The 19,860-nt window shown below is 62.3% G+C and carries 16 protein-coding genes; 6 read left to right on the top strand and 10 right to left on the bottom strand.

Annotated elements, in window-relative coordinates; all coding sequences use genetic code 11:
• Positions 1 to 15: 15 nt before the first annotated feature.
• The 5 genes from HX818_RS28650 to HX818_RS28630 all read right to left on the bottom strand — a co-directional run bounded on the left by HX818_RS28650 (position 16) and on the right by HX818_RS28630 (position 5,706).
• Positions 16 to 378, bottom strand: a complete 363-nt coding sequence (locus HX818_RS28650) for a hypothetical protein (RefSeq protein ID WP_003210265.1) — start codon at positions 376 to 378, stop codon at positions 16 to 18.
• Positions 379 to 380: 2 nt separating this feature from the next.
• A complete protein-coding gene (locus HX818_RS28645; RefSeq protein ID WP_177021178.1) occupies positions 381 to 1,364 on the bottom strand; it encodes a hypothetical protein in 984 nt (327 codons plus the stop codon).
• Positions 1,365 to 1,507: 143 nt separating this feature from the next.
• Positions 1,508 to 2,572 (bottom strand): lipocalin-like domain-containing protein, encoded by a 1,065-nt coding sequence (locus HX818_RS28640; protein ID WP_177021177.1) that lies wholly within the window; start codon positions 2,570 to 2,572, stop codon positions 1,508 to 1,510.
• Positions 2,562 to 5,036, bottom strand: coding sequence for an FtsX-like permease family protein (locus tag HX818_RS28635; RefSeq protein ID WP_177021176.1), 2,475 nt, complete (start codon positions 5,034 to 5,036; stop codon positions 2,562 to 2,564). The genes HX818_RS28640 and HX818_RS28635 overlap by 11 nt, the downstream gene beginning before the upstream one ends.
• A 1-nt stretch (position 5,037) precedes the next feature.
• Complete coding sequence (locus HX818_RS28630; protein WP_008431380.1) at positions 5,038 to 5,706, bottom strand: ABC transporter ATP-binding protein; 669 nt, start codon at positions 5,704 to 5,706, stop codon at positions 5,038 to 5,040.
• A gap of 346 nt (positions 5,707 to 6,052) precedes the next feature.
• On the opposite strand from HX818_RS28630, the gene HX818_RS28625 reads away from it, so the two are divergent.
• The 5 genes from HX818_RS28625 to HX818_RS28605 all read left to right on the top strand — a co-directional run bounded on the left by HX818_RS28625 (position 6,053) and on the right by HX818_RS28605 (position 11,953).
• Positions 6,053 to 6,736, top strand: coding sequence for a histidine phosphatase family protein (locus HX818_RS28625; RefSeq protein ID WP_177021175.1), 684 nt, complete (start codon positions 6,053 to 6,055; stop codon positions 6,734 to 6,736).
• Between the two features lie 345 nt (positions 6,737 to 7,081).
• On the top strand, positions 7,082 to 8,737 hold the full coding sequence (gene arnT, locus HX818_RS28620) for a lipid IV(A) 4-amino-4-deoxy-L-arabinosyltransferase (RefSeq protein WP_177021174.1): 1,656 nt from the start codon (positions 7,082 to 7,084) through the stop codon (positions 8,735 to 8,737).
• Between the two features lie 60 nt (positions 8,738 to 8,797).
• Positions 8,798 to 10,318, top strand: coding sequence for a glycosyltransferase family 39 protein (locus tag HX818_RS28615; RefSeq protein WP_177021173.1), 1,521 nt, complete (start codon positions 8,798 to 8,800; stop codon positions 10,316 to 10,318).
• A 67-nt stretch (positions 10,319 to 10,385) separates the two neighbouring features.
• On the top strand, positions 10,386 to 11,147 hold the full coding sequence (locus HX818_RS28610) for a M15 family metallopeptidase (protein ID WP_177021172.1): 762 nt from the start codon (positions 10,386 to 10,388) through the stop codon (positions 11,145 to 11,147).
• An 83-nt stretch (positions 11,148 to 11,230) separates the two neighbouring features.
• Positions 11,231 to 11,953 carry a L,D-transpeptidase gene (locus HX818_RS28605; protein ID WP_177021171.1) on the top strand — a complete coding sequence of 241 codons (723 nt, stop codon included), beginning with the start codon at positions 11,231 to 11,233 and terminating at the stop codon, positions 11,951 to 11,953.
• Here HX818_RS28605 and HX818_RS28600 read toward each other — a convergent pair.
• The 5 genes from HX818_RS28600 to HX818_RS28580 form a co-directional block, all read right to left on the bottom strand.
• On the bottom strand, positions 11,920 to 12,780 hold the full coding sequence (locus tag HX818_RS28600; RefSeq protein WP_177021170.1) for an alpha/beta fold hydrolase: 861 nt from the start codon (positions 12,778 to 12,780) through the stop codon (positions 11,920 to 11,922). The genes HX818_RS28605 and HX818_RS28600 overlap by 34 nt on opposite strands.
• 304 nt (positions 12,781 to 13,084) lie before the next feature.
• On the bottom strand, positions 13,085 to 14,665 hold the full coding sequence (locus tag HX818_RS28595; protein ID WP_177021169.1) for an ABC transporter ATP-binding protein: 1,581 nt from the start codon (positions 14,663 to 14,665) through the stop codon (positions 13,085 to 13,087).
• Positions 14,662 to 15,489 carry an ABC transporter permease gene (locus HX818_RS28590; RefSeq protein WP_003210288.1) on the bottom strand — a complete coding sequence of 276 codons (828 nt, stop codon included), beginning with the start codon at positions 15,487 to 15,489 and terminating at the stop codon, positions 14,662 to 14,664. Before HX818_RS28590 ends, HX818_RS28595 begins: the two co-directional genes overlap by 4 nt.
• On the bottom strand, positions 15,489 to 16,466 hold the full coding sequence (locus HX818_RS28585) for an ABC transporter permease (RefSeq protein ID WP_177021168.1): 978 nt from the start codon (positions 16,464 to 16,466) through the stop codon (positions 15,489 to 15,491). Before HX818_RS28585 ends, HX818_RS28590 begins: the two co-directional genes overlap by 1 nt.
• The gene (locus HX818_RS28580; protein ID WP_008431399.1) at positions 16,463 to 18,046 is read right to left on the bottom strand and encodes an ABC transporter substrate-binding protein; all 1,584 of its coding nucleotides are present in this window, start codon (positions 18,044 to 18,046) and stop codon (positions 16,463 to 16,465) included. Before HX818_RS28580 ends, HX818_RS28585 begins: the two co-directional genes overlap by 4 nt.
• Positions 18,047 to 18,385: 339 nt before the next feature.
• Here HX818_RS28580 and HX818_RS28575 point away from each other — a divergent pair, with 339 nt between their 5' ends.
• Complete coding sequence (locus tag HX818_RS28575; RefSeq protein ID WP_177021167.1) at positions 18,386 to 19,738, top strand: tetratricopeptide repeat protein; 1,353 nt, start codon at positions 18,386 to 18,388, stop codon at positions 19,736 to 19,738.
• Positions 19,739 to 19,860 lie beyond the last annotated feature (122 nt).

Genomic DNA, 19,860 nt, shown 5'->3' with positions numbered 1-19,860 from the left:
AAAAAAGCCCCTCGGCTATGGCTTGGACCAGACCTCCCAAATGATTGCCAGGACCATCAAAACCATTCCGCCGTAATAGGGCCATACTGCCCATCGCTTCAGGGCCACGGGGACGGACGTCAACTCTGCCTCAGTTACCTCGCCCTTTTTCAAATGGCGTTTTGGCATGGACAGCAGCTCGACGATCACAACCATTCGCATGGTTTTGTCGATCGGCAGATTCCTGCGCCAAAAACGCTTGGTGCGTTGAACGGCCTCGTTTTCGGTGAAATAGCTTTCCAACTCATCGAGTTTTCTGTACGCGACGAAGAGCAACAGTCCCAAGTTGATAAGCATCCATAAAAGCAACGTAACAGTGAAAAAATCATAATAAGACATGATCAAGCCCCATCAGGCTGATACATCAGGTCACCCATCATTTCTCCACCCCATTCACCGGCACGCCCAAACGTACTCCCGGCGGCATAACCTCCGGCAGCACCGCCGATGATCCCGCAGACCAGCGCACCCTGCCCTTTCACCGCAACCCCCATGACTATCCCGCATAAACGTCTCCCGAGTGCAGCCCCCAGAGTCCCTCCAATAGCGGCTCCACCCACCCCGCCCACCAACTTCCCACCCTGCACATACTTCGCCCGCCTACACATCGCCTCCCGCCCCTCCATACATGCTTCCTTGATCTCCAACCCCGCCACACCCACATCCAACGCCAACCCCACATACGTCCCCTTGCCCAAAAACCTCGACGTCTCGGCAATGCTGCGAATCCGCTGCGTGTAGCCCACGATTTCACTCTTGTGCAGATAACTCTTGGTGGAAATACCCAGTACTTTTTTCAGTGACTTATTGGTTTTCAGGCTCGTGCCAAATCGCGCCGCACCTTGAAGTTGAGTATCCAAGCGCCGGAACAACATCTGCCGCTTCTGGATAAACGCTTTCTTATTCAAGGCTCCATCCTTGAGTTGTTGATGCAAACGCTCAATTTCTTCCAGAGTGCGCTGAACGTCGTCCAGGTGTCGCCCCCAGGCCGCCGTCGAACTGCCGACTCCCACCGAGCTATAAGCCAATAAACTCTGGAATAGATCATAGTTATTGATCACCGCCGCCCCAGCCGAGGCATCCAACTCCAGATTGCGCTGAATCTCCTGGGCATGGCGCATCAACCATGCATCATCAGTAGTGCAAGCCACAGCGTAGGCATCGGGAACGATCACCATCTGCCCCGGCGTCACCAGGCTTGCCTGACGCAAATGCAGGTTCAACGCGTCGAATTGATCGGAGAGTTGCCCACTGGCCCCGGTGAGTAATCGGGATTTCAAACTGAGGTAGTCCGTGGTGCGGTCATTGATGTATCCCTGCGCCATCACTTACATCCCTGATGTAATGGATATGGCGCAGGAATATAGGCAGGCGAACACGGCCCGAACACAAGGTTGGAACAGCTGAAATTACATTTGGGAAATCACCTACCTGGCAGGTAATCAAGGCCTACAAAAAATCGTCGGACTCAATACCCCGTCATCTCCAGATACCCCACCCCACCCTGAAATTTCACCGGCCCTTCCCAGTAAGGAATGCTCAGGTTCATCCAGGCTTTTGGGTTGACCGCTTCCGTGGTGATATCCAGATGTTTGCCCAGGATCTTCAATGACCACTGGGTGGGAATGCTGCGCCCATCGATCGCGGTCGTGCCCAGCGGCGTCAGTTGAATATCCTGGTTGTGCAGGGTCTGTGTGTGGCCTTCTTTGTCGATCCAGGTACCCGTCAGGTACGACGGCCCGTCTTTCTGCCGCACCCGAAACAGCATCAACTGCTCGCCGCTGTCCAGGTGCAGGGAGAACCAGTCCCAGCCAGTCTGGCTGGCGGTCAGGGGCTGGCTGCTCCATTCGCGATCGAGCCAGGCGTTGCCGGTGACTTGATAAGATTTTCCATCGATGGTCACGCGGCCATCTGCCTGGAAAAACGGCTGGCTGTAGTAGTACGACGCCTGGCCCTGGTCGGACTTGCGGCTGTAGCCGTTGTCGCCCTGGAGCACCAATGGGCGGCTGGAGGTCAGGTGCAGGTCATAGTTGAAATGCTCGCCTGCAGCCTTGAGTTGCATGTCCGCCAGGGGGCTGGCTGCACCGGGGCGGGTGGCGAAATTCCAGTCATCGATCCAGGCATTGAACGGCACCGCCTGGGCCCCCGCCTGCCCCACGCCGCCGCGGGCGTAGCGTTCGCTGGCGTAATGGCGGGTGGCCGAGGTGACGGCGGCGTGGCCGAGCCAGATCGTAGAGTCGTGCCAGCCCGGTTGTGTCGGGCCGGCCTTGAGTGCGTTGCGAAACAGCGTCCATTGCACGCCGTAGGCATTGCCCTCGGCATCCTTCAGGTTGGCGGTGAGGTACCACCATTCGATGCGATAGCCGTCATGGGGGCCATGGTCCTGGGGAAAGCTGAAGACCTTGCCGGGTACCACCTGGGCAAAGTCCGCGGCCTGGCTGCCCAGCCCGGCGAAGCTTTCTTCAGGCGCAGGCGGTTTGTCGCAGGCGCCCAGCAGCAGGAACGTCGCCCATAGCAGGTACTTAATCTTCATTGGCAAAGGTCCTCAGCAAATCCGCCGGGCGACTGCGGTACAGCTGCCACAACGGCCAGGCCGAAGCCAGCAAGGTGGCCAGCATCGCCAGACCCAGCAGTTGCGCCAGTTGCCCCGGGAACACCTGCAACGGCAGGCGCCAGCCGAAGGCCTGGACGTTGATCACCACGTCCAGGCACCACGCCAGCAGCAAGCCCAGCGGCAACGCCAGCACCAGGGTCAGCACCGCCAGCAACCAGGTCTGGCCGAGGTTGAGCAGCATCAATTGGCGGCGCGTCACGCCCAGCGCCCACAACGGCGCCAACTGGCCGAGGCGGCTTTGGCTCTGGGTCAGCAGGCTGATAAACAACGCCACGCCGGCGACGCCCAGGGTCAGGCTGTTGAGGGCGGCGGTGGCGGCAAAAGTTCTTTCGAAGACCTGGCTCGACCAGCCCTTGAGCTGCTGCTGATCGACGATGCGGCTGTCTTCGAGGGCAAACCGTTCCTGTACTGCACGCACCAGCGGCGGCACGTTGCCCGGCAAAACCCGCAGGTTGAAACGCGCCGGCGACAATCCCGGCCAGTGCTGCAACAGGTGCCGCGAATTCACCAGCAAGTGGCCCTTGGGGTTGCCGTAGTCGGCATAAATCCCCACGACCTTCGGCGACCATGGACCTTGGGGCGTGGGGATGCTGACCACATCGCCCAGCCGCACCTTGAGCCGACGTGCCATTTGCTCACTGAGCATCAGGCTGTCGTCCTGCAGCAACTGGTTCCATGGGTTCGCCGCCGCTTCCAGCAACGGCCAATGCTGGCGATAAGTAGGATCGTCGACCACGCCGAACAGGTCCGCTGGCCAGCCTTGCAGTTGCACCGCAACCTGCCAGGTCGGCAGCACCGTCTGCACCAGGGGCTGCTGCACCAGCCAGGTTTGCAGCGCCTCGGCCTGGGCCGGGTTTTGCGGATTGAGGTACAACTCGGCGGTCAGGCGTTGTTCCAGCCAGTTGTTGAAGGTCTGGCGAAAGCCCGAGGTCATCGAGCCCGCGCCGATATTGGCGGCCAACGCCAGCAGCAAGGCCATCAGCGCCAGGCTCAGGGCCGGCAACTGCTGGCGGCAATCGGCGAGAAACCATTGCCCCAGCACCGAACGGCTGCGCTCCAATACCGCCTTGAGCACACCATTGAGCACCACCGGCAAGCCCAGCGCAGCGCTCAGCAACAAGGCCGCCATCAAGACAAAACCACTGGCCAGGCTATCGCCAAATACCAGCGCCAACAGCGCAACCAGTAAGGCCGAACCCGCCACCCAGCCCTGGCGTCGCAGCCAGCGCCCATGGGCCTGGTGCCAGGCCTGCGCGTTCGCCAGCGCCAGCAGCGGCAAACGCGCCGCTCGCCACAGGCTGCTGGCCCCGGCGAGCAACGCGCCGAGCAAACCCAGGCCCAGGCCACTGAGCCACCACAGCGGGCTGAGGCTAAGTTGGCCGGGCACCTCGGCGCCATACAGGCCGCGCAAACTGGCGGCTACATCCGGCAGCAACAGGCTGGCCAGCAAGTACCCGCTGGCCACGCCCGCCAGGCCACCCAGCACGGCCAGGCCACCGAGTTCCACCGCCAGGCTGAGGATCAGCATCCGCGCACTGACCCCGCACGCACGCAAGGTTCGCAGCAGGCCGCGCCGCTGCTCCAGCGCCAGGCCGATGGCGGCATGCACGATAAACAGGCCCACCACAAAGGACAGAAAGCCCAGCGCATCGAGGTTCAGATGGAAGCTTTCAGTGAGGCGCGCGAGGTTGTTTTCCTCGGCCTGCTTGAGCTGCAGTTGCGCGCCCAGTTCCGGCGGCAGGGCGGGATGCGCGGCGGCAAAGGCCTTGTCCAGCAGCAATCGCGACAGGCGTTGGGGCATGTCCAGCAACGGTTGGGCGAAGCCGATATCGGTCAGCAAGACGCCGGGGGCCATGTCCGCTTGAACATGCAGTGGCGGCAGCGCGAGCCCGGCGGCTGTCAGCGGCTGGTCGCCCTCTTTCAGGCCCAGAGACTGCAAGGTCTGCGGCGCGATCCAGGTGCGTCCCGGCGGGTTGAAGAACGCGACCATCTGCGCCCGGTCCAGGGTCTGCCCGGCCAGCGCGCCACCGCCGGGCAACGACACCGGGTCGATGCCCATCACTTGCAGGCGCTGGTCTTCATGGCCCTTGAGCTGCACGCGGCCCTGCACCACCGGCGACACCGGCCACCCGGCGCGGCGCAGGTCGGCAAACAGCGCCTGGGGGAAGCTCGCACCGTCCGGCGCACTGAGGCTGGCCTGGGGTTCGCCGCCGATCAGCTGGCTGGCCCGCGCGTAGCTGTCCCGCGCCTGGCTGTTGAGGGCTTGCACGCCGGTCAACAGAGCGGTGGCCAGCCACAGGCCGGTGAGCACACTGAAGAATTGCACAGGGTGGCGCCGCCAATGGCTGAGCAGCGCGCGCAGTGTCCAATAGAAGACCCGCATGTCAGCGGGCGTCCGCAGCGAGTACCTGGCCGCGGTGCAACACCACCTGCTGGTCAAGGCGCGCCGCGATGCGCGGGCTGTGGGTGACCATCAGCAAGCTGGTGGGGCTGTCCCGCAGCAGGTCCAGCAGCAGTTGCAGCACTTCGTCACTGGTGCCTTCGTCGAGGTTACCGGTGGGTTCGTCCGCCAGCAACAAGCCGGGGCGCGACGCCAGGGCTCGTCCTACCGCTACCCGTTGCTGCTGGCCGCCGGACAGTTGTTCGGGGTAACGCCTGAGCAAGTCACCCAGGCCGAGTCGCTCCACAAGCTGCGCTTGCCACGCCGGATCGAGGCGCCCGGCCAGGCGCGCCTGGAAGGCCAGGTTGTCTTCGACCCGCAGGCTGCCGATCAGGTTGAACTGCTGGAACACCAGGCCGATCTCGGTGCGACGCCAGTGGGCCAGTTGCGCCTCACTCATCTGGTCCAGGCGCTGGTCGCCGACCTGGATGCTGCCACGGTCGACCTGGTCGAGCCCGGCCACCAAATGCAGCAGCGTGCTTTTGCCACTGCCCGACTCACCCATCAACGCCAGGCTGCTGCGCGCTCCCAGGTACAGGTCGACACCTGCCAGCACGGTCAACGGCCCCTGCGGCGTGCCATAACTCTTGAATACCCCTTGTACCTGCAGCATCACCCCTCCCCACAAGCTTCTGGACTTAAGCCGGAGAATAACGGTTGTCACATTTTTATGTCACAACCATGGGAAAAAGGAGCGCCCCATGACCCCTGCAAATTTTTCACATCGATTTCACCCGGCCGCCACCTGCTGCACTTTAAATTGCCGTCCATGGGCAGATAACAGGCTGGTTATTTCAAACGCCCGTTAGTGCAAGTGAACAATTTTTTATATCGGTATGTTCAGCAAAAAGACAGCGCCCCTGTGACACGCTTTTGCATATTCCTGCATCAGCGCTACTCACTTGGCGCCTGCCTAACTTGCCGCTGCCAGTTACCGGATTAACGCCTGGAAGTTACCAATGGTGAATAGTGTGGTTGACCTGACCCTGAGCAAGTCTCGCTCGCGCTGGGCGTTTGTAAAACATCTGAACAAACTGTGGCTGGGCGTGGCAGGTATCGTAATGGCCAGCCTGGCAGTAACGGCGTTCATCTGGTGGCCAAGATCGCCGCTGGACCTGGGCGTGGGCCAACGCCTGCTCAGCTCCGGAACCCTGGAAGCCTGGCGCAACGGAGACTTGGTGGTGCTGGTCCGCCATGAGGAACGCTGTGACCGCTCCAACAACCCTTGCCTGGGCCCGGCAGACGGCCTGACCACGCTCGGCTCGTTGTCTGCCAGTGCCGTGGGCAAGGCCTTCCAGACCCTGGGCATGGAAAACACCGACGTACTGAGCAGCCCCACCACCCGTACCGCGCAGAGCTCGCTGTTCATGTTCGGCAAGGCCGAATTGTCACCCGGGCCCCTGGCCATCTGCGGCCCTGCCATCGGCGAGGAACTGCGCCCACATAAACACGCGGACCGCAACCTGCTGGTGGTCACCCACAGCGCCTGCATCAGCGACTTCGAGGAGGCATTGGGCTACCCACACGCCGCCCATGCCGAGTACGGCAGTGCATTGTTTGTAAAGCTGCTGCCCGATGGCAAGTTCAAGGCGCTGGGTATTTTGAACAGTAAGGACTGGGCCGCCGTGCTTAAACAACTTTAGAACACTTCTTAACATTTAATCATTCAAGTTCGTTCAGCAAAAAGACAGCCAGACCGTGGCATCTTCTATGGTTTTAATTGAATTTTTGTCAAAAAATTATTAGCTCACTAACTTTTCACAAGTTAACAACATGACGACGACCTTCGATGACTTATTGGACGCCACACATTTAACGAGCTTGACTGGGGCACAGGGATATTCAGTTTCGCCCCCCACTAACAGACTGTTTAAGGAATAACGTTCTGTGCCGCATTTTTACCCGACCATGACCACCTTCCACCCCTCGCGCATGGCTGATCCGCTCGCGCTGATTCACCGTCAATACCGCTTGAGAGTGCAATAGCCATGACCCGCCTTAAACCATTGCCCGTATTGCTACTGGCATTCGTGATGTTCTATCTGTTGCCACTGGGCCTGCATGGCCTATGGATCCCTGACGAAACCCGCTACGCCCAGATCAGCCAGGAAATGCTCATCAGCGGCAACTGGGTGGCACCGCACTTCATGGGCGTGCGCTATTTCGAAAAACCCGCCGCCGGCTACTGGCTCATCGCACTGGGCCAGGCATTGTTCGGTGAAAACCTGTTCGGCGTGCGCATCGCTTCCGCCCTGACCACCGGCCTGAGCGTCGTGCTCGCCTACCTGATCGCCCGCCGGCTATGGAACGACCCGCGCAAGAGCTTCGCCTGCGCGCTGCTCTACATGAGTTTCGGCCTGGTGGCCGGGCAAGCCGGTTATTCCAACCTGGATCCGCAATTCACCTTTTGGGTCAACCTGAGCCTGGCGGCGCTGTGGTTTGCCCTCGACAGCTCCACCCCCCGTGCCCGCCTCGCCAGCTGGACGTTGCTGGGTGTGGCCTGCGGCATGGGTTTCATGACCAAGGGTTTCCTGGCGTGGTTGCTGCCGGTGTTGATCGCCCTGCCTTACATGCTCTGGCAACGTCGCCTGGGGGAACTGCTGCGCTACGGGCCGCTGGCGATACTGGTGGCGGCCGTGGTGTGCCTGCCCTGGGCACTGACGATCCACCTGCAGGAACCGGACTACTGGCGTTTCTTCTTCTGGCACGAGCACATCCGCCGGTTCGCCTCCGACAATGCCCAGCATGCACGACCCTGGTGGTTCTACCTGCCGCTGATGGTGGTGTCGTGCCTGCCGTGGGCGGCGCTGCTGCCGGCGACACTGTGCAAGGCCTGGAAGGAAAAGCGCCAACCGGCCATCGTCTTCCTGGCGCTGTGGTTGCTGCTGCCCCTGGGCTTTTTCAGCCTGAGCAACGGCAAGCTGCCGACCTACATCATGCCGTGCCTGCTGCCGCTGGCGCTGCTGATGGGCCATGCATTGGTCGACCTGCTGGCCAACGCCCGCACCCGCACGCTGCGCGTCAATGGCCTGCTCAACCTGGGCATCGGCCTCGCCGCGATGGTGACGCTGATCTACCTGCAAATCGACCGGCCGTTGTACGGCAATAGCCACAGCGAGATGTTCAACCTGTCCCTGACGTTCATCGTGCTGATGGGCTGGATGCTCGCCAACTTGCTGCAAGCCTCCCGCCCGCTGGCGCTGTGGGCGATGCCGGCCTTGGGCATTGGCCTGCTGGTGGCGCTGTTGCCCGCCGGCATGCCGGCGGTGATCGAAGATAACCAGATGCCTGATCAGTTCGTGCTCCAGCACCTGGACGAGCTGCAACAGACCCATGCGCTGCTGAGCAACGAACTGGAGTCGGCGTCGGCCCTGGCATGGCGCCTGCGGCGGCCCGAAGTGACGCTCTACAACACCGAAGGCGAACTGCGCTACGGCCTGCAATACGCCGACTCGATGCACCGCAAGGTGGATCTCGACAGCGTTCAAGCCTGGCTCAAGCAGGCGCGCCAGCAAGGCCCGGTGGGCGTGCTGATGCGGGTCAGGAGCACCAGCGAAATGCGCGAAGCCGGCCAGCTGCCGTTGGGGGGCAAGCGTTATTACAAGGGTGACCTGGAGATCATCATCTACCCGCAATTGCCGTAACACAGGCGCCCTAATGTGGGGTGACCCCATTCAACACTCGTCCCACATCGGAACCGCCGCATGAACTTCTGGAAAACCGAACGCGGCGCCCTGCTGCTGCTCCTGGGCGTGTCGGCCCTGATCCTGCTGCTGGGCCTGGGCGCCCGCGACCTGTGGGGCCCGGAAACCCGCTGGGCGAACATCACCCTGCAGATGCTGCAAAGCGGCGACTACTTCGACCCGTACCTCAAGGGCACCCCGTATTACGACAAACCCCTGCCGTCGTACTGGCTGATCACCGGCCTGGCCAACCTGATGGGCGGCCTGGGGCCGTGGTCGTTGCGCCTGTCATCGGTCATCTCGGCGTGGCTGAGCATCTGGCTGGTGTACCTGATCGGCGAGCAACTGTTCCGCAAAGGCACCGGCCTGATTGCCGGCTGGATGCTCGCGACCACCTTCTACTTCCTCTTCTGGGCCCGGGTGGCCACGGCGGACGTGCTGACCGTATGCGGCGTGCTCGCCGCCGTCTGGTGGTATTGGCGCGGGCCGGACGATACGCGGCTGGGGCGCTACACGGTGTTCTTCCTGTTACTGGCGGCGACGTCGCTGTTCAAGGGCTTGATCGGCTTTGTACTGCCGGGCCTGGTGCTGTTGCCGCACTTGCTCAGCGAACAGCGCTACAAACGCCACCTCAACCTGCGGCTGGTGCTGGCCGTGATCATTGCCGGGGCGTTCTACGCGATCCCGTTTGTGCTGTCCCACCTCTACGGCGCACCGACCTACGGTGCAAGCGGCCTGGAACTGGTGTTCCGGGAAAACGTGGTGCGCTTCTTCGACCCGTTCGACCATATGGGGCCGATCTACACCTACCTGATCTACCTGCCGGCCTACACCTTGCCCTGGGCGCCGTGCTGGGTGCTGGGCCTGTGGCTCGCCGTGCGGCATTGGCGCGACACCCCGCCCAACACCCGTTGGCTGGTGTGGGGGCTGGGCCTGCTGTTTGTGTTCTTCACCGCCAGTGGCAGCCGGCGCAGTTACTACGTGCTGCCGCTGGTGCCGTTCGCGCAGTTGCTGGCGGCGTGGTGGGTCAGTGAGCGTATCGCCCGCAAAGGCACGGTCGGCCGGGGTTGGTACCGTGGGTTCGGCATCGCTGCCGGGGTGATGCTGCTGGTACTCGGGGTGGTGTATCCGTGGACCAATGGCAATGGCGGCGTGACCCGTTTCGCCGAGGACGTTCAAGCGCAAGCAGTGAAAAGCGCGCCATGGAACGCGTGGCAGATGGTGATGGTGGAAGTCGACAACAAGGTACCGATGTACCTGCAAAATCACGGGACGCCGTTCTACTACGTCGCCGAAACCCAGGACTTTCCGCGCCAGGGCGACAGTGCGGCGTTCATGGCCTGGCTGGAAAAAACCAGCGGCCGCACCTTTGATCCCAAGCGCACAATTATTGTCGCGCAGTCCACCAAGGATGACCCGACGCCGCTGGCCTACCTGGGCAACGATCATCAGGTCATCACTACCCAGCCGGACAATGGTGAACGGTTGTTCCACAAGCGTGACGGTGGCAGCGTGGCATTTGTGCCCAGCGCCGCGCCGTAGCACTGGCGGCATGGGGCGGGCATTGCTAGTGTGGCGCGCTTAAGCCACCGTCCGAGCCCGGCCCGCCATGCCCTACTCTTCCCTTTCCCTTGCCGCCCTGAGCCTGATCGTGCTCGCCACGCCGGTAGCGGCAGACACGCCAATGCCAGCCAACATGGTTTACCTGCGCAGCCTCGACCCGAGCATCGCCCAGGACATTCGCTACGCCAGCCCCCACAACTTCACCGGAGCGCCGCTGGACGGCTACAACGCAGCCGAATGCGTGCTGTCTGCCGACGCGGCAAAGGCACTGGTACGGGTCCAGGCCGAGTTGGCCAGGCAGGGTTACGGCTTGAAGGTCTTCGACTGCTATCGTCCCAGCCGTGCCGTCGCGAACATGGGCCGCTTCGCCAGCCTGCCGGGGGATCCGGCCAAGGCCGAGTTCTACCCCCGGGTGAACAAGCAGGATTTCTGGCGCCTGGGCTACGTGGCCAAGGTTTCCAACCACTCCCGGGGGGCGGCAGTGGACGTGACCCTGACCGGCCCCGATGCACTGCCAGCCCAGGCCTGGAACGCCGACACCGCGGCGGTGGATTGCGCCGCCGGTTACGGTCGACGCCTGCCCGATGGCGGCCTGGACATGGGCACCGGTTTTGATTGCTTCGACGAAATGGCCCACACCAACAGCTCCCACATCAGCCAGGCGGCACGCCAGAATCGCCAACGGTTGAGCGCTGCGATGGCCAAGGAAGGCTTTACCGGTTATGCCGGCGAATGGTGGCACTTCACCTATAGCCGAAACCCGGTGCGGGCCGAGCCGATGGACTTCCCTATCGAACCGCTGCGGTAACATCACAACACAGCTTCAGCTTGATAAAGCCCGGGGCAAAAACTAGCGTTTGAGGTTTCCCTCTTTTCAAGGACTGAACGACGTTGAACACGCTCATCAAAACCTGCGCGGCGCTGCTGACGCTGCTTTCAAACGTGGCACTCGCGCAAATCCCCGACGACAGCCGGCAACTGATCGTGGTCACCACCCCGGACTGGAACAGCATCCAGGGCACCGCACAACGCTATGAGCGGCATGGGCAAGGCTTTGAGAAAGTCGGCGAACCCTTTGCCATCGTGGTCGGTAAAAACGGCATGGCGTGGGGCACCGGCCTTACGACGCCCACCCCCGACCAGCAGCCCCTCAAGCATGAAGGCGATGGCAAGGCCCCGGCCGGCATCTTCAAACTCGGCGGTGCCTTCGGCTACGCCCCCACCGCTGACACCCGCTTGCCTTACGCGGCCAGTACCGCCACCCGCGAATGCGTGGATGACAGCCAGTCCAGCCATTACAACACCCTGGTGGACAGCTCGGCGGTGAACAAGGACTGGACCAGCTCCGAGCGGATGCTGCGCAAGGACCATCTGTACCGCCAGGGGATTTTTGTCGAGCACAACACACCGGCTTTGGCCAACGGCGGCTCGTGTATTTTCCTGCATATCTGGCGCAGCGTCAGTTCGGGAACATTGGGCTGCACGGCGATGGACCCGGTGAATATCCAGGCGTTGTTTGCCTGGCTGGACCCGCGAGAAAACCCGCTGCTGGTGCAACTGCCCGCCGCGCAGTACGACCTCTACCGTGAGCGCTGGAAACTGCCGTCCCGCTGAGCTGACAGCAGGCGTTGAAATGCGGCCAATACCTCGCCGGGTTTTTCCAGCATGAGTTGGTGGCCGCATTCGGGCAACAACTGATACTCGGCATTGGGCAAATGCCGGGCGAGTGCTTCGCCGCCGCTGGCCGGGGTCAGGCCGTCGGTGTCGCCGGCCAGCACACTCACGGGCAGGGTCAGGGTGAGCAGTGCATTGGCGTCTGGCCATTGGACGTTTTTCATCAGGGCCTTGAACATGTACAGCGGGTTGCGCTCGGTGAGTTTTTCTTCGTAAGCGACCAGTGCTGGGTCGGCCTTGGCGTTCCATGCGGCCTGGCGGAAACCTTTGGCCAGCAGTGGGCGCAGCCATTCCAGGAGCCATGCGGGTAGACGCATCAGGCCGCCGCTCCGGCTGATGCTGTGGAGTCGGGTGCCCAGCAGCAATACGGCTTCGATGGGGATCGCGGGTTTGGCCAGCAAGGCGCTCAGGGTCAGGCCAGTGCCGAAGGAGTGGGCGACGATGAGGTTGCGGGAACCGCCGTAGCGCTTGAGGATTTCCAGGTAATCGGCGACCAGTTCGGGCCAGGCGTAGGCCTCGGGGTTGCGGGGTTTTGCGCTGGCGCCGTGGCCGAGCAGGTCCCAGGCGACCAGACTGTAGCCTTGGGTTTTCAGGGATTGCCATTGGTGGCGCCACTGGTCCTTGTTGCCGCCGGCGCCGTGGCAGAAGAACACTACCGTGTCGGGTTGGGTGGTGCCCGCGTGATGGGTGATGCTCAGGTGACGGTTGGGGCGGATTTCCAGTTGTTGGCCCTGGATCACTGGCAGTTCGGTGAAAGAGGTCGGCATGGAGGTTTCTCAATAAGTGAAAGGATTGAGTGTGGTGTAGCAACAGCAAAATCAAAGGTGGACACGATCCAAATGTGGGAGCGGGCTTGCTCGCGAAGGTCGTTAACGATAACGCGAACATCCTGATTCAACGCGGCGCTCTCAGTTCTTCGCGAGCAAGCCCGCTCCCACATAAAGCGGCTCTGCTTTTGCTCTAACACTCAGGTCGCCTTTGCCGCTTTTGCAATGTGACTCGCTGTAAGAGCGAAACCATAGGTGGCCGTTAGCTGAATAACGGATATGCCCCCAACCCCAACAACCCAAGTCAGATGGCCTCAGCCATCAACAACTCCCGCGTATACGGATGCCGCGCATCAGCAAACAGCGCCGCCGTCTCCCCCTGCTCCACCACCCTCCCCTGACGCATCACCGCAATCCGGTCACACAACCGCGCAGCCACCCGCAAGTCATGAGTAATAAACACAATGCTCAACCTGAACCGCCGCTGCAGCGACTCCAGCAACTCCAGAATCTGCACCTGGATCAGCGCATCAAGCGCCGACACACACTCATCAGCGATCAACACCTTAGGCTCCACCGCCAACGCCCGGGCGATCCCTATGCGCTGCCGTTGCCCCCCGGAAAACTCATGAGGAAACCGCTCAAACGCCGCTGCCGGCAACCCCACCAACCCCAGCAACTCACGGGCCCGCCGCTCGGCATCCGCCTTGGAAACCCCCTGCACCAAAGGCCCAGTCATAACAATCTGCCCCACCGTCTGCCGCGGATTGAGCGAGGCAAACGGATCCTGGAAAATCATCTGCACATCACTGCGCAACGCTCGCAGCCGCCCTTCAGACAACCCCGCGACCTCCCGCCCCAACCACTCGATCCGCCCGCTGTCAGCACGCAGCAAACGCACCAGGCACCGACCCAGGGTCGACTTGCCCGACCCCGACTCCCCCACAATCCCCAACGTCTCGCCTTCACGCAATTGCAGCTGAACCGCATCCAACGCCTGAGTCGTACGCCGCCCCCACCAACCGCTGCGGCTGCGGAACACCTTGCCCAGCGCTTCGGCCTTCAGCACCACAGGGCCAGCCACCTGCGTACGCGGCACCAGCGGTTGCGCCGACACCGCCGCCAACAACTGCCGGGTGTAATCTTCCCGGGGCACACGCAACACCGCCGGGGCCGTGCCCTGCTCCACCACCCGGCCCTTCTCAAGCACCAGCACCCGGTCGGCAATCGCCTCGACCACGGCAAAGTCGTGGGTGATAAACAACAGTGCCATGCCCTTGTCCTGCTGGATCTTGCGCAGCAGGTCGAGAATCTGCGCCTGGGTGGTCACGTCCAGCGCCGAGGTCGGCTCATCGGCAATCAACAGCGCCGGATCAAACGCCAGGGCCATGGCGATCACCACCCGCTGACGCTGCCCGCCAGACAGTTCAAACGGATACGCCAGTCGCAAGCGCTCAGGGTCGGGCAAGCCGACATAACCGAGCAAATCCACCACCCGCTGACGCCGCACCCGTGCCGCCGCCACGCCATGGGCGCGCAGGGTTTCATCGATCTGTTCGCCCACCCGCACCAGTGGGTTGAGGGCGCTCATGGGCTCCTGGAATACCATGCTGATATCCCGCCCGCGCAGTTGGCGCATGGCCTCTTCGCTGCGGTCGGCCAGGTCTTCGTCGCGAAACACCAGGCGCCCGCTTTCCACCTTCAGCGACTCCGGCAACTGGCGCAGCAAAGCCTTGGCCAGCATTGACTTGCCGGAACCGGATTCACCCACCACACACAAGCATTCGCCACGGTTCAGTTGCAGCGACAGGTCATACAGCGCATGGCTGCGATCCGCACCGGCCGGCAAGGCGATACGCAAATGTTCAACACTCAACAACGTCATAGCGACCTCCCGGGCTCAAAGGCCACACGCAAACCTTCACCGACTCGATTGACCGCCAGCACGCACAGCACAATCGCCAACCCCGGTAGAAAGCTCATCCACCAGGCGTCCCGCAGCAAGCCACGGGAGGCATTGATCATGTAGCCCCAGCTCATGGCTTCCGGGTCGCTCAAGCCGAGAAACGCCAGGGCCGCTTCGGTGAGGATCGCCGTGGCCATGACAAAGGTCATGGTCACCAGCAGCGGCGCCAGGGCGTTGGGCAGGATCTGCTGGGCGATGATCCCCAGCGGCGACTGCCCCAGCACCCGCGCGGCCTGCACGAATTCGCGCTGGCGCAGGGTCAGGAACTCACTGCGCACCAACCGCGCCACCGCCGGCCACGCTACGAGTGCGATGGCCAGCACGATGGAGAACAGGGACGGCTCAAGGATCGCCACCAGGATCACCGCCAGTACCAGTTGCGGAATGATCTGGAAGAACTCGGCAATGCGCATCAGCACACCGTCGAGCCAGCCACCGAAATAGCCGGCGACCGCGCCGACCAGCAGGCCCACCACCAGGGTCGCCAGGCTGGCCAGCGCCCCCACGGCCAGGGACACCCGCGCGCCGTACAGCAGGCCACTGGCGAGGTCGCGACCGAGCAGGTCACTGCCCAGCCAATGGGCCGGGTCGTGGAATGGCGCGAGCATCGGCTGGCTGTTCATCTCCCATGGCGAGCTGCTGGTCAGCCAGGGGGCGGCGATCGCCAACAGCGTCAGCAGCAGCAAAAACAGCGCACCGATCAACGCCGCAGGCTGGCGCACAAAACGTCGGAAAACCAGCATCAGCCTTGCACTCCTGCACCGATACGCGGGTCGAGAAAACGACAGATCACATCGGTCAACACGTTAAAGCCCACCACCAGAATCGAGATCACCAGGAAACCGCCCATCAACACGCCGTAGTCACGCTGGGCCAGCGAGTCGTACATCAAGCGACCAATCCCCGGCCAGGAATACACCACCTCCACCAGCAACGCGCCGCTGGCCAACTGGCCCAGTTGCAAACCGGCAAAGGTCACCACCGGCAACAGCGCATTGCGCAACACATGCACGTACAAAATCCGCCGCGGGTGCAGGCCCTTGGCGTGGGCGGTGCGCACGTATTCCTGGCCAAGGGCGTCGAGCACGGCGGCGCGGGTCAGGTGGATATACAAGGCGAGGAACAGCACGCTCAACGACACGCACGGCAGCAGCAGGTGCTTGAGCCGGTCGAGCAGGGAAAAGTCCTGTGCCACCGTTTCCATGCCAAACGCCGGCAACCAATCGAGGCTGACGGAGAACAACAGGATCAGCAGCATCGCCAGCCAGAATGGCGGCATCGCATACAGCAGCAATGCGCCGTGGGAGATCACGCCATCCAGCCAGTGACGCTTCTGTCGGGCCCGGGCGGCCAACGTCCCCAGGGTGACGCCAAGCACCGACGAGAGCAAAAATGCCGAGCCCATCAGGGCCAGTGTTGCCGGCAAGCGCTCGGCAATCAGCGACCACACCGAGGTCTGGTTGCGGTAGGAATAACCCAGGTCCAGATGGGTGATATTGCCCAGGTAGATCAGCAACTGCGTGAGCAACGGCTTGTCCAGGCCCATGGTCTGGCGCAGGTGTTCGATGAACTGCACATCGTCCACCCCCGCCTCGCCGGCCAACAGCAGCGCCGGGTCACCCGGCGCCAGGCGGATCAGTAAAAAGCCCAGCACCAGCACCGCCACAATCATCAACAGTGCCTTGAGCAGGCGACCGCTGAAATACAGCAACCCGTTCATGGTGCAGGCGCGTCGAGGTAGACGCTTTCGTAGTCTTCGTTAAGGCTGGTGGCGGTTTGCAGCAGGTTCTTCACCTCTTTGTGGAACAGTGTCGGGTAGCGCATTTCGAAGATCGGCGCGATCGGCAGGTCGGTGTTCAGCACGTTTTCCAACTGGCTATAGAGCCTGGTGCGTTCCGGGCCTTCCGGGGTGTTGGCGACCTGGGTCCACAGGGCATCGGCCTCGGGGCTGTTGTAGCCGCTGACGTTGGCAAATGGCGAAGTCTTGAGGATGTAGTCGGAGCGGTACAGGTAGGCGTTGGTCAGGTACGGGTCGCCGATCTGGAAGATGAAGTTGTAGGTCAGGTCGAAGTCCCAGTCGCTGACGCGCTGGAACCAGGTGGCGGCGTCGGACGTCACCACTTGTACCTTGAAGCCCAGCGGCTGCAGGGCTTGCTTGGTGTATTCGGCCAGGCGCTCCCAGGCACCGCCCTTCTCGCCGTTGAGCAGGCGAATCCGCACGGCGCCCACGTCCACGCCGGACTCGGCAATCAGCGCCTTGGCTTTTTTCACGTCATAGGTGTACTGCGGCAATTGCGGGTCGTGGTACGGCGAGGTGGACACGAACTGGCCGGGGGCAACTTTGCCCGAACCGAAGAAGATGTTGTCGACGATGAACTGGCGGTTCAGCGCATACAGGATCGCCTGGCGCACCTTGGGGTTGTTCAGCGGCGGCTTGCGCGTATTGATCTGCAGGAAGGCCAGGCCGGAATACAGCTCCCAGCCTTTTTCCGACGACTGCACGTCCGGTAAGGCGGTCAGGCGCTTGAGGTCGGAATAGTCGGCATCACCGCTGCGCAGCACCTGCACGTCGTTGCGCTCGAACGCCGCAGCGCGGGACGAGCCGTCCGGGATCACGTGGAAGATGATCGCATCCAGGTGTGGCAGGCCCTTTTTCCAGTAGTCGGGGTTCTTTGCCAGCTTGATATAGGCGCCGCGTTTCCACTCCACAAACACAAACGGGCCGGTGCCGACAGGCTTGAGGTTATAGGGGTTGTTACGAAAGTCAGTGTTCTCGTAGAGGTGCTTGGGCACCACAGGCCGCAGCCCGCTGCCCAGGGCCGAGAGCAACGGCGCGAAGGGTTTCTTGAGCTGGAACACCACCTGCAGCGGGCCCTTCGCGGTGATGCTGTCGACGTACTCGGTGAAGACCCCGCCCAGACGCTTGTCCACTTCGGGGTAGAAGGTCTGGAAGCTGAACACCACGTCATCGGCGGTGAACGCGTGGCCATCATGCCAGCGCACGTTGTCCTGCAAATCGAAGGTGTAGGTCAGGCCATCGGGAGAAACGGTCCAGGCCTTGGCCAATACCGGTTTGGGTTTCAGGTCGGTGTCGAAGGTCAGCAGGCCCTGGAGGATCTTGCCGCTGACGTACTGGGTGGACACGTGGCTGACCACGCCGTGCATCAGCGACGGCGGTTCGGGTTGGGCCACCAGGTTCAGCACCCCGCCGTCATGGGGTTGCGCCTGAGCGGTGCCGGCCAGCAGCACGGCGCCAAGTCCCAGGTATGAAAGGACACGGCGAAAAGATAAAGGGCGCATGGAGACTCCTTGACTAAGGTTTTGTCAGGGATTTAGCAAGGGCTGTGCCATGGGGCGACGGGCCGCGTTTGCGGGCATCACAGGCCTTGGCAGTGATGAAAAAACCACAGTGGCCGGGACGAGTGTGGAAAAAGCAACAGCCCGCCCTCTTGAGGAATGGTTGTGCGTAGCAGCTGCCGAGCCTTGGCGAGGCTGCGTCTGCGGTGTGTCAGGTATGCCGCCAACGCAGCCTCGACAAGGCTCGGCAGCTGCTACGGTAAGGTTTGAAGTTTGAGGGACCCATCACTGGCACAAGGTTTGCCCGTCTAACCGCTATCTGAACCCATGAGTTTGAAGCGCATGTCACTGGATTACCTGGGCAACCCCATCGACACCCTCAACCCCGCCACCCGTCAGGGCCTGGATGATTTCGTCGGCGGTTTTCTCGGCTATCAGCCCCGTGCCGAGGGCATCCTCGCGGTCGCCGATGCCGACCCCGACTCAGCATTGGCCAACGGATTTGCCGGCCTGCTGCTGATGTTTATCGAGTCGCCCGAGGGCCCTGTGCTGGCCGAGAAGTACCGTCAGCGGGCGGCGGCGGTGAATTCCCGGCATCCACGGGCGCTCGTGTATCTGCAAGTGCTGCAAGCCTGGATCAACGACGAGCTGGATGAAGTGCTGCGCCTCAGCGAGCATCTGCTGGATCTTTATCCGCGGGACCTGCTTGCGGCCAAGCTCAACCAGTACCTGGAATTCAACCGGGGCAACTGGCCGGCGCTGCTGCGGATCGGTTTGAAAGCCACCGCCGGCGCGCCGGATATCGCCCACAGTCACGGGCTACTGGCGTTTGCGTATGAGCAGTGTCATTTGCTGGAGGAAGCCGAGGCCAGTGCGCTTGAGGCGTTGCGGTTGCAGGCGTCCGAGCCATGGGCCCATCACGCATTGGCCCATGTGATGCTGACCCAGGGGCGTATCGAGGAAGGCATCGGGTTTCTGGAGGGCGTGAAGCAGCACTGGGACGGGCTTAACTCGTTCATGTACACCCATAACTGGTGGCATCTCGCGTTGTTTTATCTGGGGCGCGGGGAGGATCAGCGGGTGCTGGAGATTTATGACCGGCATGTGTGGGGGATCTTGCCGGAGTACTCCCAGGATCAGGTGGGCGCGGTGTCATTGCTGGCGCGGCTGGAGCTGGCCGGGATTGATGTGGGTGGGCGGTGGCAGGCGTTGGCGCCCTACCTGCAGCGTCGGGTTGGGGATGCGGTACAGCCATTTTTGAGTGTGCAGTATTTGTATGGGTTGGCCCGGGCGGGCAAGCCTGAGGCGGATCAGTTGTTGGCGGCTTTGCGCAGGCACAGTGTGGAAGCGCGGCCGGTTTGGCGGGAAGTGACGTTGCCGTTGGCTGAGGGGTTGTTGGCGCATGCCCGGGGGGATGCCCGGCGGGCGTTGGAACAGCTGGGGATAGCGTTGCCGCGGCTGAATGAGATTGGCGGGAGTCATGCGCAGCGGGATTTGTTTGCGCAGGTGGAGCTGGACGCACGGTTGCGGGTTGGGGATTGGCTTGGGGCGCAGCAGACGCTGGAATTGCGCCGGCGGTATGACGGGCTGGATGTGCCGACGAACCGAGCTTTGGTGGTGGTGTATGAGGCTTTGGGGTTGCCTGGGGAGGCGCTGCGGGCGCGGGCGCGGATTGGGGGGATATCCGTTATTTAGGTGATGGCTTGTATTGGTTCCGCTTTTGCCCCAGCACTCGGTACCTCGCTTCGGCCAGCGTGGTTTAACGGGGCGCCTAAGATCAAGATCAAAAGCAGATCAACAGCACAGCGGCCTCCCGG

The sequence above is a fragment of the Pseudomonas sp. F9001 genome, assembly GCF_013385435.1.
In the GTDB taxonomy this organism is placed as follows: domain Bacteria; phylum Pseudomonadota; class Gammaproteobacteria; order Pseudomonadales; family Pseudomonadaceae; genus Aquipseudomonas.
The sequence above is the reverse complement of the archived record's forward strand: the minus strand, read 5'-3'. Positions and strand labels throughout refer to the sequence as shown.